The organism is Lysinibacillus sp. 2017 (assembly GCF_003073375.1).
Taxonomy (GTDB): Bacteria; Bacillota; Bacilli; order Bacillales_A; family Planococcaceae; genus Solibacillus.
This window is the reverse complement of record NZ_CP029002.1, coordinates 1,962,135-1,976,195: the sequence shown is the minus strand read 5'-3', so window position 1 is coordinate 1,976,195 and position 14,061 is coordinate 1,962,135. Positions and strand designations below refer to the sequence as shown.

The window sequence follows — 14,061 nt, the reverse complement described above, 5'->3', positions numbered from 1 at the left end:
GAGATAAATAAAGGGGATGCAATAATGGATATTCATAAAATAATTATACCTACACCATATGCAGTGGGAGATGTGAATGCTTTTTTAGTAAAGGGCGATGCATTGACATTATTTGACGCAGGACCAAAAACACAAGAAGCATACGATGCAATTAAATGGGGAATTCATGCAGCAGGGTACGATTTAGAGGATGTAGATCAAGTTGTTCTAACACACCATCATCCAGATCATGCCGGTTGGGTGGATGCCTTCCCCAAAGCAACTATTTTAGGACATGCGTATGTGGATCAATGGATGCGCAAAACACCAGAATTTTTACAATATAATGATACATTTTTTATGAATCAACTTATTGAGCAAGGTGTGCCAGAAAAATATATTGAACGTATTTTAAAAGTGAAAGGCGAAATTGAATTATTTGGTACAATTCCTTTAACGTCATTTTTAAAAGAAGGCGATGAAGTGCCTGGACATAAGGGAATTATTACATACTATACGCCAGGGCATGCACAAAGCCATTTAATTTTTATTGAAGAAGGGACGAGGGAAAGTATTGGTGGGGATTTATTATTAGCACGTTCTTCATCTAATCCGTTAGTAGAATCGCCAGTTGATGGATCTATGGTTCGCCCAAAATCGTTAGTGCAATATAATGCGTCTTTAAAAAAATTGCGTGATTTAGATGTCGCAAAGATTTACACGGGTCACGGCGAAGAGGTTATGAACGTGTCTAATCTAGTAGGAGAACGCTTAGTACGACAAAAGCAACGTGCTGAAAAAGTGTTGAATATGTTAACACAACCAAAAACAAATTTCGAAGTGACAACGCAACTATTTGAACGTATTTATCAACAACAGCTAGGCCTGACATTGTCTGAAACATTAGGCCAGCTAGATTATTTAACAGATGAAGGCTTAGTTGAAGTTGAAGACCGCGATGGAGTTTACTATTATAAACAGATGAAATAGCTAAAAAGCGTCTGAATTATTTCATTCAGACGCTTTAGCGCTTTTGTTCTTAATTTTACTTATTGGTTAAAGGTCAAGGGACTAAGCCGCATTTGAACACTTTTATATTTAAGCTTTTGTTCTAATTTGTAAAGCCATTGCTGCGCCGAAAAATTCATAGTGAATTTTTTCAGAAGATACACCAATTTCAACTAAGTTTTGGATCACAGATTCCATGAATGTAGTTGGACCACATATATAAACTTCTGCACCCGGTACAAGCATTTCCTCGATTTGTGCTTTTGTTACATAGCCTTCTGTTTCGCTATATACCGCTTTATATTTGCCACCTAATGCGGCTACTTTTTCTTCAATAGTTTCTTTGAATGCTGCTACACGTTCGTTACGTGCACATTGAATGAATGATGCTTGACGATTTTTCATTGTTTTTAACATACCTTGTAAAGGTGTCACACCAACACCACCACTGATAAATAACACGGGACTATCGTTTTGCACTAATGTGAATACACCAGCTGGAGCACTAATTTGTACGTTTGTTCCTACTTCGGAATTGTGTAAGAAGTTCGATACAATCCCGTTAGGCGTTACATCATCTTCGCGTTTAACTGAAATACGGAAGTACTCATCTGTGCCTTCAGTTACTGTATATTGACGGTTCATTAAAAATTCTTGACCAGGTACTTGTGTACGGATTGAAATGTATTGACCTGCTGAGTATGCTGGTAATTTTGCGCCATCTGCCGGTTGTAAGTAGAATGATTTTACAACATCGCTTTCTTGTTCGATTTTTGCGATTGTAAAGTCTTTAAATAAGCGCCAGCCACCATTGTTTTCAGCCGCTTTGTATAGGTCTTCTTCAACAGAAATGAAGATATCAGCGATTACGCCATAAGCTTGTGCCCATGCATCGATAATTTCATCTGTTGCCGCATCTCCTAATACCTCTTTAATTGCTGCTAATAAGTATTTACCAACGATTGGGTAATGCTCAGGTAAAATACCTAAACTTACATGTTTGTGAGCAATTTGTACAACTGCTGGTACGATTGCTTCTAAATTTTCAATATGTACCGCTGCTGCGTAAACTGTGTTTGCTAATGCTGTTTGTTGGCGATCTTTCTTTTGGTTTGTATGGTTAAAAATATTTAGTAATTGTGGATTTTCTTTAAAAAGGTTACAGTAAAAAGTTTTTGTAATTGTTAAACCATGAACTTCTAATACTGGTACGGTTGCTTTGATTGTGTCAATTGTCTGTTTTGTTAACATGGGGAACACGTCCTCTCAAATTGGTGAACTGAATGTTCTGTTCGAAATCAATATACTGCTAATAATATCCTAAAGCAATATCTAAAATACATCTTTAACAAAGTTGTCACAAACATATATATAAAATACATCTTTAAATTAGAAGCACTTGTTATCGACCAAATGAAAGAAAATGTTATACTATTACTAAGAAGGTTGGTGAGAAACGTGCGCTTAACTGTATATACGGATTATTCATTACGTACGCTTATGTATTTAGGCGTTCGTGGAAAAGAGCATTTAACCACAATTCAAGAAATTGCGGATGCCTATCAAATCTCCAAAAATCACTTAATGAAAGTTACATATGACTTAGGACAACACGGCTATATTGAAACGATTCGTGGGCGCGGTGGCGGAATTCGCCTAGCAGTTGATCCAAAAGATATTAATATTGGAGAAGTTGTTCGCAAAACAGAAGAAGACTTTCATATTGTCGAATGCTTTAACGCAGAAAGTAACTTATGTAAAATATCTCCTGAATGTCAATTGAAGTTTGCACTTAATCAAGCATTAAAAGCCTATTTAGCAGTACTCGATTCATACACACTTGCGGATGTACTCGTATCTAAAGATGCATTAGCTGAATTATTCGGAATTACAAGAAGCTAGTAAATGAAAATTTACTAGTTTTTTCTATTTTTATCGTTTAATATTCGTTAAACTATTAAAAACGACATAAATAGAGGGGTTTAAAAATGAAAAAAACCATTTTTATAACGGGGGCAACAAGTGGTATTGGGCGCAAAATGACGGAACAATTCATTGCCCAAGGGCATACGGTTTATGCAACGGGGAGAAATGAAAGCGCGATAAAATCATTAGAACATTTAGGGGCAATCGTTATACAAGCAGATCTCAGGGAACGTACGGATATTGACCGAATAGCAGCGATGTTACCACCGCTTGATGTGGCAATTCTAAATGCGGGTTTGGGCTATTTTTCAAGTGCGATTGATTTAAAGGATGATGAAATTGATCAAATGCTTGAAATTAATGTTCGCGCGCCTATTTATTTAGCAAAGCGTTTAGCACCATCTATGATTGAAAAAGGGCAAGGTCATTTTATATTTGTTGGGTCACAAGCAGGGAAGGTCGCGACAAAAAAAGCAAGTGTATATGCAGCGAGTAAGCATGCGATTACAGGATTTGTAAATGGCTTCCGTTTAGAAGTAGCAGAATATAATATCGCGGTAACTGGCATTTACCCAGGCCCAATTGATACGCCGTTTTTACAAAAGGCTGATGCTACCAATGCATACCGAGATGCGATTAGCCAATTTTTAATTCAACCTGAAAAATTGGCAAGTGAAGTTGTTAAGGCAATTGATAAACAGCCACGTGAAGTGAATTTACCAAGAATCATGAGCTTCACGAGTAAATTATATGCAGTGGCACCAAGAATGGTTGAGTTTTTTGGAAGTGGATTTTTTAATAAAAAATAAAACGTCCTTAGTATTCACTGCGATTTAATGGGGAGACAGCAAGACTAATTAAAAATCCAGTAAACACTGAGAAATCAATGTTTACTGGATTTTTTTCTAAAACTTTCAATGGCTACGTTATTTAACGTATAACATGTATAAAACAAACTATTGTTCGCGTAAATTATGAATTTTTAGTTGTCCGGCCAGGTATTCTTTTGAATATGAAAAACAGGATACTTAAAGAAAAAATAGCTGAAAAAATACCTTTTATTAAGCGCCAGTACCAATCGTCCATAGGGTAATCAAAAAGAATGTAGCCGATGCAATAAATCCATGAAATGATGATAAGTAATTTTGTAGTGTTCATAATCCGCGCCTTTCTCGATGTATTGGAATCAATTTTAATTTTTAGCACGATGTCGACAGCGTTTCCTTGCCACTGCCAGTAAGATGGTGAAATCACTAGGCATTTTTAAAATGGAAAGCATGTATAAGTAGTGCGAGAATTTTCTCGGGACTCTCGTCTGGACACTCGATAATATTCACGTTACTGATGATATGATTTCGCTTCATTTCACCAACTTGTTGATCGTTATGTAATAGTATGATGTGCGATGTAACGGTGTTCGCAGTAGTTGAATAGTACTCCTCCCCAATTTGCATTTCAATCACTTCTTTTAATAATGCTGTATTTTTTAAGTCTACGACAGTTTTGGCGTAACCAATTTCTTGACCATTTTTAGTAATTGTCCAATAACTTTGATTAGAAAACCATTTTCCTTTCGTAGGTATTAGCTTAACAATATCTTCATCAATTGTTAGCTTTAAAGATAGAAAGAAGACCGGTCCAAATAAATCAGCAATAATATAATGCCATTTTTGTTGAAATAAGCGTTGTATTGTACCTCGTTGTACGTCGCCTTTAAATAACGGCTTTGAATTATTAAATACGCGCTGACGATTAAGAAAAGACCATGATGAAATATCTTTTGGACTGTACAACACTTCCTTCTTTGCCCAGTGTTTACTTAAGAAGAACAGTACGCCAGCAGCAAGTAAAAACAAATAGGTAGATGCATAATATAAAGGTTCAAATGCACCATACACTAAATATCTTGCCAAAATAGCCAATTGTACTAATAAAAATACACAGATAAATTTAAACATTTTTTCACCTCAATTACTATACGAATATACTTTCCGAAAGTTTCAATTTATTACAGATTGAACGAGTTGAAATTGGCTTACTATTAACTTAGGTCACAATTTCCAATTAATGTTTGCCATATCAATTTTAATAGTATATCTATTTGATTTTTTTTGTGCAATTGAAACTATAAAACAAATTTTATACAAAATAATGAATATTTATATATAGCATCTATTTGTAGATTTGAGCAAATAATGGTGGAATCGAGCATACTGAAAACACAGTGAAACCGAAGTTTTTAGATAGTGCAAAAAAGTCTAAAATTTTATATAAATGCAGTTGCGTTTATTTTTATAACGTGGTACTATTCGTGTATAAACTATTAATTACATGTATAAACATACATAATTTGGAGGCACATAACATGGCAAACAAGAAAGTCGTATTAGCATATTCAGGAGGTCTTGATACATCCGTAGCAATTCCATGGTTAACAGAACAAGGTTGGGACGTAATTGCGGTATGTCTAGACGTTGGTGAAGGAAAAGATTTAGAGTTTGTTAAAAACAAAGCGCTTCAAGTAGGTGCTGTTGAATCTTATATGATCGATGCAAAAGATGAATTTGCAGAAGATTTTGCATTAATTTCTCTACAAGGTCACACATGGTACGAACAAAAGTATCCATTAGTATCTGCATTATCTCGTCCACTTATCTCGAAAAAATTAGTTGAAATCGCAAACGAAACAAACGCGGATGCGGTAGCGCACGGTTGTACAGGTAAAGGGAATGACCAAGTTCGTTTCGAAGTTTCAATCAAAGCATTAAACCCAGATTTAGAAGTATTAGCGCCAGTTCGTGAGTGGGGTTGGAGTCGTGATGAAGAAATCGAATATGCACAAAAACATGGGGTACCGATTCCTGCAACACTAGATTCACCATTCTCAATCGACCAAAACTTATGGGGCCGTGCAAACGAAGCCGGTATCATGGAAGATCCTTGGGTTTCTCCACCAGAAGAAGCTTATGGTTTAACGGTTTCAGTTGAAAACGCGCCAGATACAGCGGAGTACGTTGAAATCGAGTTCGTAGCTGGTAAACCAGTATCATTAAACGGTAAAGAAATGAAGCTAGCTGACTTAATTCAAGAATTAAACGCAGTAGCTGGTGCACATGGTATTGGTCGTATTGACCACGTAGAAAACCGTTTAGTTGGGATTAAATCTCGTGAAGTATACGAAATCCCAGGCGCAAAAGTATTATTAACTGCACATAAAGAATTAGAAGATATTACATTAGTAAAAGAAGTAGCACACTTCAAACCAATCATTGAGCACAAATTATCTGAAATCATTTACAACGGTTTATGGTTCAACCCAGTCCGTGAAGCATTAGTAGCATTCTTAAAAGAAACGCAAAAATATGTAAATGGTACAGTACGTGTGAAACTTTATAAAGGTCACGCGATTGTAGAAGGACGTAAATCTGCAAACTCTTTATACTCTGAAGAATTAGCGACTTACTCTAAACACGATAAATTCAACCACGCTTCAGCAGTGGGCTTCATCGAATTATGGGGTATGCCAACAGTGGTAGCTGCAGAAGTAGCAAAAAATAGCAAATAATACAGGTTGAAGTGAGCGATTCGCATGCCGAGTCGCTTCTTCTTTTAAAATAAGGGGCGTTTATAATGGCAAAATTATGGGGCGGACGTTTTCAAAAGTCAGCAGAAGCTTGGGTGGACGAATTTGGTGCATCAATTGGCTTTGACCAACAACTCGTTTTAGAAGATCTTGAAGGTTCAGTAGCACATGTAACAATGCTTGGAGCGCAAGGAATCCTTCCACAAGAAGATGTAGCGCAAATTTTAGACGGACTCGCACAGCTGAAGGTGAAGGCTGAAGCGGGTGAGCTTGAATTTACAGTAGCAAATGAAGACATTCATTTAAATTTAGAAAAAATGTTAATTGATTTAATCGGACCAGTAGGCGGAAAATTACATACAGGTCGTTCACGAAATGACCAAGTGGCAACCGATATGCACCTATTTTTGAAAAAACGTGTTCCAGAAGTAATTGGCTTAATCGAAAACTTCCAAAAAACGATTGTCGAGCAAGCAGAAAAGCATGTTGAAACGATTGCACCCGGTTACACGCATTTACAACGTGCGCAACCAATATCATTCGCTCATCATTTAATGGTGTACTTCTGGCAATTACAGCGTGATAAAGAGCGTTTTTCTGAGTCGATGAAGCGCGTTGATTTGTTACCTCTTGGAGCAGGTGCAATGGCAGGTACAACTTTCCCAATTGATCGCTTAAAATCTGCTGAACTACTTGGATTTGCAAATGTTTATGCAAACTCAATGGATGCTGTTAGTGACCGTGATTTTATTGTCGAATTTTTATCGAATTCTGCACTGTTAATGACGCATTTATCACGTTTTGCAGAAGAGATTATTCTTTGGTCAACAGATGAGTTTAAATTTATTGAATTAGATGATGCCTTTTCTACAGGCTCATCAATAATGCCACAAAAGAAAAATCCAGATATGGCGGAACTAATTCGCGGAAAAGCGGGTCGCGCCTTTGGTAACTTAATGGGTCTTTTAACGGTATTAAAAGGAACGCCATTAACATACAACAAAGATATGCAAGAAGATAAAGAGGGTATGTTCGATACAATGGAAACAGTCCTTGGATCATTGAAGATTTTTGAGGGCATGGTACGAACAATGACGATTAATAAAGCACGACTTCATAGCGCGGTACATTCGGACTTTTCAAATGCGACAGAGCTTGCTGATTACTTAGCGACAAAAGGGATGCCATTCCGTGAAGCGCATGAAGTGACAGGAAAACTTGTATTTACATGTATCCAACAAGGCATTTACTTATTAGATTTATCAGTAGAGGATATGAAAAAAGAATCTACACTTATCGAAGAAGATATTTATGAAGTGCTTGCACCTGAAGCGGCAGTAAGTCGTCGTAATTCGTTAGGTGGTACTGGCTTCGAACAAGTAAAAATACAGTTGGAGCAAGCGAAAGGTTTGCTCATTTAAATAGTTACTTTAATTAAGTTGGTACAGGGATGCCGCATTAATAAGAGAAATAGACTTGTTTGAAAAGAAATTTTTGAACAAGTCTATTTTTATTTTTAGGGAGATTTATTTACGTTCGTTTTCAATTATATGTATAATGTAATAATAGTAAAATATAGAAAGGTGTCCTAACAATGACAAACACGAAATCCTCACAAACTTGGGCAATTGCTTTGTTTGCGATTGGTGTGTTCATGGCCGCACTGGATAACGGGATTATTAGTGCAGCGTTAACAACGATTAATACTTCATTTGATGTAAGTGCCAACTGGGGGGCTTGGGGTGTAACGTTATACACACTAGGTCTAGCTATTAGTGTACCGATTATTGGTAAGTTATCAGATCGATATGGTCGAAAAAAATTATTTATTATTGAAATTGCGATTTTTGGGATTGGTTCACTTCTGGTGGCCTTAAGTCCGAACTTTACATTTTATTTAGTTGCTCGCTTTATCCAGGCGATGGGTGGTGGGGGAATTTTTATTATTGGTTCCTCCCATGTATTAAGTACACTACCTGTTGAAAAACAAGGGAAGGCGCTCGGAATGCTAGGTGGTATGAACGGTATTGCGGCGGTACTTGGACCAAACTTAGGAAGTATTATTTTAGGTTTAACAGGTAGCTGGCATTGGTTATTTTTAATTAATGTACCGATTGCTATTGTATTAGTTATTTTAGGTTTTTTAAAGCTAGAAGAAACAAAAGATCCAACACCAGGTAAACTCGATTTCCTTGGTACAGTAATGCTATCATTAGCAATTTTAGGCATAATGTACGGCTTAACAAATATTGAAGGGGTTAACTTCTTTAGTTCATTAGCTGAAGCAAATGTCTATCCATTTATTTTAGCTGGTATTGTGATATTAGTAGCACTTTACTTCTATGAAACACGATTAGAACGTAAAGGTGGAGATCCAATTTTACCTGTAAGTTTAATGCGTCAACCTACGTATTTATTAACATTATTATTAGGTATGTTCTCAGGTGCGATGCTTGCAGCAATGATTTTCATCCCAGCGTTTTCTGAACAAGTGCTTGGTATTAGCTCAGAGCATGCAGGGTATTGGATGACTCCATTAGCATTAGCAGCAGGTATTGGTGCTGGGCTAGGTGGGGCATTTGTTGATAAAAAAGGTCCTATTTTAGCAGTAATATTATCAGGAGTAATTGGAGCAATTGGGTTTTTCTTATTCCCAGGATGGGTTGAAGCGAAATGGCATTTTGTCATCGCATCGATTATCGGGGGTATTGGTATAGGGATTCTTCTAGGAGCGCCACTCAATATTCTAGCTACTGAAAAATTACAAGATAATAAAGGAACTGCACTTGCATCGTTATCTTTAGTACGAACAATAGGTATGACGATTGCACCTACCATTTATGCAGGCTTTATTGCACGTGGGTTTAGTGAAATTCCATCATTATTTAAATCAGATTTCCCAACAATTTTACAAGATAACATACAAAATGCGGATCTTTCCGAAGCGGGTATGGCCGAAATGCAACAACTTGGTAGTCAGTTTGCTGGTGGTGGTGATCTGTCACAAGAGCAACTTATGGGGGCTGTAGCCAACGTTCAAGACCCAGGTTTAAAAGAAGTGATTACATTTAGTGTAGCTGAAGTATCAAAATTAGCCGCTCAAAATGGGTATGGCGGATTATTTGCTTCTGCTGGTGTTATTGCTTTATGCATTGTTGTTGTCGCATTTATTTTAAAACCAATTCGAAAAAAATCACTTCAATAGAGAAATTATTGTTTCCGAAATACTATTTTTGGGTAGTATGATAATAGAACTCATGCACATGTTGTATGGGTGATAAGTCTCTCCCCCAATAGAAGACTAAAAAGATGTCCTTTTGCGCATAAAAGGACATTCTTTAATTTTTAAAATAGTGAAACACTTAAAAAAATCCGATGTACGTATTTTCATACATCGGATTTTTTATTTTGCCCTATTTAGGAGCAATTATAGAAAAAGAAGTAAAACGACTAGAAATAGTATATAATTCAGATAAATCATGTGAAACTTTTTGCTATTTTTAACGTAAATAATAATAGTAAATGAAGAACGGGGGATCCCTATGTCGAACAATCCATTATTTGAAGACTTAGAAAAGCGTAAAGATCAATCAGAATCGCAAACAAACGAAATCGTTCAAAAAGAACCACAACAGCTCGTGTCGGAGCAGGAGTACTCTCAAATTCGTCAACGTCAAGAGCAATTAAAGCAACAACCAGAAGTTCAATCTTTAGCTCAAAAAATTGATGTAAACAATCAAATTGCTGTGTTGGAATTCGGGAAAGAAACTGCAAGTGGAATTTCAACATTTTCCGACCGTATGCTTGCAACGATTAAACAAAGTAATTTAGAGAAGTCTACATCATTATTAAATAACCTAAATAAAATTATGGACCGTTTTGATCCAAAAGATTTCCAAGAGGAAGAAAAAAAGGGATTCATTAAAAAGCTATTTTCAAAAAGTAAAGAACAGCTAGAAAGACTGCTTTCAAAGTACGATACGATGAATAAAGAAGTGGACGCTGTGTATCATGAAATTCAAAAATATGAAGTAGAAATGAAAACCAATACGGTACAATTAGAGCAAATGTATGATGAAAACTTAAATTACTTCCATACATTAAGTGAGCATATTGCTGCCATTGACATCAAAGTAGCTGATTTACGTGAGCAGTTGCCAGTATTGAATGTAAAAGCGGATGCGGGTGATCAAGAAGCGATTATGCAACTTGAAACGATTACGCGTGGCATTGAATTATTAGAACAGCGCGGCTATGATTTAGAAATGGCACAGCAAGTTTCATTCCAATCAGCTCCACAAATACGTTTAATGCAGCAAGGAAATAACCACCTAATCGGTAAAATAAACTCTGCATTTGTAACTACAATTCCTATCTTCAAACAAGGGCTTATTCATGCAGTAACGATGCAGCGCCAAAAGTTAGTTTCGGATTCAATGGCTGAGCTAGATAAGCGTACAAATGAAATGCTTGTTCGTAATGCTGAAAATGTGCGCCTAAATTCGGTGAATATTGCACGTCAAGCGGGTAGCCCAAGCATTAAAGTTGAAACGATTGAAACAACTTGGCGTATAATTATGGCAGGTATTGAAGAAACGAAGCAAATCCAAGCAGAAACAGTGCGTAACCGTGAAGAAGGCCGTAAACGCATCGAACAGTTACAACTTGAGTATGAAAAATTAAATAAAATATAACAATAAATACGTTAAAAAGTGGTTTCTATACTCCATTTTTTGACGTATTTTTTTCGGTATATAAATTGCAAAATACGATGATTTATTCTATAGTTAAATCATAGTAAACTTATAGGATTAATAAAAAGGTCGTGAGATGTAATGACAAACTTATTAGATAAAACGAAACAATATTTAATTAACGCCAACCAATTGCCATCTTTAGCAACGATGGATTATATCGAAGCTCGAAATCTGCGCGCTAATTTACCGAAGAATAAAATTTATGAAGCACCTTTAGCCAAAATAGAAAATCGTTCTATCCTTATGCGTGATGGCGCTGAAATCGACATCCGAATTTATACACCAGTAGGACAAGGCCCCTTCCCAATAATCATGTATTATCATGGCGGCGGCTGGGTACTAAATGATTTAAACACTTGCCATGAGAGTTGCTCGAGATTAGCAGAAAAAACAAATCAAATCGTCGTTTCGGTTGCCTATCGTTTGGCACCAGAATTTAAATTTCCAATACCTGTTTACGATGCGTTTGATAGTTTTTTATGGACTGTGGATCATGCAAAGAGTTTTCATGGAGACGCGCATATGATATCCGTTGCGGGCGATAGTGCAGGAGGAAACCTAGCAATAGCCGTATGTGAACTTGCCCATTATCATGAAAGAAACTTACCAATTACTGCACAATTATTGCTTTACCCTGTGACGGATATGAGCTATAGCAGCAACTCCTATTCTTTATTTAAAGAAGGATTTGGCTTAGATCTTGATGTCATGAAATGGTTTGGCGATTATTATATTCAGCATGAAGAGGATACTAAAAATCCATTACTCGCACCGCTTCAGCTTCAAGATTATTCATTTTTACCACCAGCATGCATTTTTGTAGCTGAAAACGATGTTTTGCGAGATGAAGCAATTGAATATGGAGACCGTTTAATACACGCGGGAATTGAAACAGAAAGAACAATTATGCTAGGAATCGTCCATAGTTACTTTACACATAATGAAATCTTTCAAGATGAGATTGAAAAAACGATACAACAGATTGCCTCATTTTTAAAACGTTTAATGAATGAATAGGTACTTTATCCAGGTAAAGAGATTATTTCGTCCACGACTTATGGTGATGAACTACTAGTTTTATAATTTATAATGGTTCATCACCGTAACATGGGGTTGATTATTGTTTTATCAGTTTGTCTAGCTATTGGCGGGCTAAGGCATGACAGCATTATGGCCACGTGGTACGTGTCCCCTTGGGGATTAAGCGTGCGCGGAATATCCACTTGTTGCTTGCCGCCGTAGAGGCAAGTAACAAGTTAGATGGAGCCACGCCCCCAGGAAAGCGTCCCCCGAAGCGTAGCAGAACGGACTATATTAAAAAGGAATCACTTTGAATCCTAAAATTATGTCATCCCCAACTTATGGTGATGAGCCTTTATTTTGCCATTTTTTCAAATTTATTATTTAGGATTTTCGGTAATTTGAGGGTTAATTTATTGAAATTAGGTAATACATAAATATATAGCCGTACTTGACGAACAAGTAAAAGAACTTGTCTCATTAGAAGGGGAGAACTTATGTATGGAACAAAATTTGCTAAGAATCGACGAATTATTAAACATGCCAAAAAGCGTTATTCGCAAAGCTAATGAAAAAGACGTTTTGAATATTAAAAATGAACTATTAATGTTATTAAATGAAAAAAATGAAGCATATAAGCAAGAAAATATTCGGCAATTGATTAACGAAATTCAGTTTTTAAATGTATATGTCGTAAAGGATAATCAAGATAAAATCATTTATTCTTATGATCCACCTAAGTATGCTTCAAAACGTGTGACCATTAAAGAAAGTGGTTGGATTGAAATAAATAAAAAATGATCTATAACAATCCCTCAATACATGCTAAAATTTCCTTTAACCTATGTAAGAAAGAAGGACAGTTTTTGTGGGACGATTGAGGGGAATTGTTATGATTATCACGGGCTCCATGCTTTGGGGAGCAACTGGCCCAATGATGGAATTGCTACTTGATTATTCAAAGATGACTGCAGAATTTATGCTTGCAGTAAGACTAATCATTGCAGGTATTTTTATACTCGGACTGTTAATGAGCCAAAAGAAAGATATTTTTTTAATATGGAGAAGCCGTTATTTTGCGACGCAACTTGTAATTTTTAGTGTTTTGGGGATGGTTGGCTTACAGTATACATTCGTAAAATCCATTGAAGTAAGTAATGCCATAGTTGCCACACTACTTCAATTTTTAGCACCCATCTTTATTGTTATTTATGTATCAGTACTTCATAAAGCTTGGCCACCAAAGTCCCAAGTTATTGGAATTGTGGGGACCTTAGTGGGATTATATTTATTGTTAACAAATGGTTCATTTTCATCTTTATTAGTTGGTGGAGATGCGCTTATCTGGGGTGTGTTCCTAGGACTGACCTATGCATTTTATACACTATATCCAGCACGCTTAATGAAAGAAATTGGCGTAATCATGATCATTGGATGGGGCATGATTTTAAGTGGAATCATTTTTTGTGTTATGGGGAAAGTGTGGCAACTTGAACAATGGCAATTGCTGGCCGATCCACTAAATACATCATTAATTTTTGGTATTAGTATTTTTGGGTCAATCGCTTATATTTTGTTTTTAACGAGTTTGAAATACATAACGCCTGTTGAAACGAGTATTTTATCGAGCTTTGAACCACTAACGGCAATGTTAATATCAGTTGTTTGGTTAGGTTCTGTTATATTCCAGTGGCAGCTCGTTGGAATCATGCTCATGTTAGTTTTCGTCGCCTATTTATCAATATCTGGTGGCAAAAAATCAAATGCAATAAATGTTTAAGTGAATGT

Annotated in this window: 12 protein-coding genes; 10 read left to right on the top strand and 2 right to left on the bottom strand. The window is 36.3% G+C overall.

Features of this window, described 5'->3' with window-relative positions; translation table 11 throughout:
• The first annotated feature begins 24 nt into the window (after positions 1–24).
• The gene (locus DCE79_RS09420; RefSeq protein ID WP_108712808.1) at positions 25–969 is read left to right on the top strand and encodes an MBL fold metallo-hydrolase; all 945 of its coding nucleotides are present in this window, start codon (positions 25–27) and stop codon (positions 967–969) included.
• A gap of 108 nt (positions 970–1,077) precedes the next feature.
• On the opposite strand, the gene hmpA is transcribed toward DCE79_RS09420, so the two are convergent.
• Positions 1,078–2,238, bottom strand: coding sequence for an NO-inducible flavohemoprotein (hmpA, locus tag DCE79_RS09415; RefSeq protein WP_108712807.1), 1,161 nt, complete (start codon positions 2,236–2,238; stop codon positions 1,078–1,080).
• A gap of 207 nt (positions 2,239–2,445) precedes the next feature.
• Between hmpA and DCE79_RS09410 the strand changes: the two genes are divergently transcribed.
• Both DCE79_RS09410 and DCE79_RS09405 read left to right on the top strand, forming a co-directional pair.
• Positions 2,446–2,889 (top strand): RrF2 family transcriptional regulator, encoded by a 444-nt coding sequence (locus DCE79_RS09410; protein WP_168214680.1) that lies wholly within the window; start codon positions 2,446–2,448, stop codon positions 2,887–2,889.
• 86 nt (positions 2,890–2,975) lie between these two features.
• Positions 2,976–3,722: an SDR family NAD(P)-dependent oxidoreductase gene (locus DCE79_RS09405; RefSeq protein ID WP_108712805.1), complete on the top strand. Its 747-nt coding sequence runs from the start codon at positions 2,976–2,978 to the stop codon at positions 3,720–3,722.
• 444 nt (positions 3,723–4,166) lie between these two features.
• On the opposite strand, the gene DCE79_RS09400 is transcribed toward DCE79_RS09405, so the two are convergent.
• Complete coding sequence (locus DCE79_RS09400; RefSeq protein WP_108712804.1) at positions 4,167–4,871, bottom strand: tubby C-terminal domain-like protein; 705 nt, start codon at positions 4,869–4,871, stop codon at positions 4,167–4,169.
• Positions 4,872–5,278: 407 nt separating this feature from the next.
• On the opposite strand from DCE79_RS09400, the gene DCE79_RS09395 reads away from it, so the two are divergent.
• From DCE79_RS09395 to DCE79_RS09365, 7 genes are all read left to right on the top strand, one after another.
• The gene (locus DCE79_RS09395; RefSeq protein ID WP_108712803.1) at positions 5,279–6,478 is read left to right on the top strand and encodes an argininosuccinate synthase; all 1,200 of its coding nucleotides are present in this window, start codon (positions 5,279–5,281) and stop codon (positions 6,476–6,478) included.
• 65 nt (positions 6,479–6,543) lie between these two features.
• A complete protein-coding gene (gene argH, locus DCE79_RS09390) occupies positions 6,544–7,917 on the top strand; it encodes an argininosuccinate lyase (protein WP_108712802.1) in 1,374 nt (457 codons plus the stop codon).
• A gap of 173 nt (positions 7,918–8,090) precedes the next feature.
• Positions 8,091–9,701, top strand: a complete 1,611-nt coding sequence (locus tag DCE79_RS09385; protein WP_108712801.1) for an MFS transporter — start codon at positions 8,091–8,093, stop codon at positions 9,699–9,701.
• 337 nt (positions 9,702–10,038) lie between these two features.
• A complete protein-coding gene (locus DCE79_RS09380) occupies positions 10,039–11,190 on the top strand; it encodes a toxic anion resistance protein (RefSeq protein WP_108712800.1) in 1,152 nt (383 codons plus the stop codon).
• A 141-nt stretch (positions 11,191–11,331) separates the two neighbouring features.
• On the top strand, positions 11,332–12,270 hold the full coding sequence (locus DCE79_RS09375) for an alpha/beta hydrolase (protein ID WP_108712799.1): 939 nt from the start codon (positions 11,332–11,334) through the stop codon (positions 12,268–12,270).
• Positions 12,271–12,774: 504 nt separating this feature from the next.
• Complete coding sequence (locus DCE79_RS09370) at positions 12,775–13,074, top strand: cytosine deaminase (protein WP_108712798.1); 300 nt, start codon at positions 12,775–12,777, stop codon at positions 13,072–13,074.
• A gap of 67 nt (positions 13,075–13,141) precedes the next feature.
• On the top strand, positions 13,142–14,053 hold the full coding sequence (locus DCE79_RS09365; RefSeq protein WP_108712797.1) for a DMT family transporter: 912 nt from the start codon (positions 13,142–13,144) through the stop codon (positions 14,051–14,053).
• Positions 14,054–14,061: the final 8 nt, after the last annotated feature.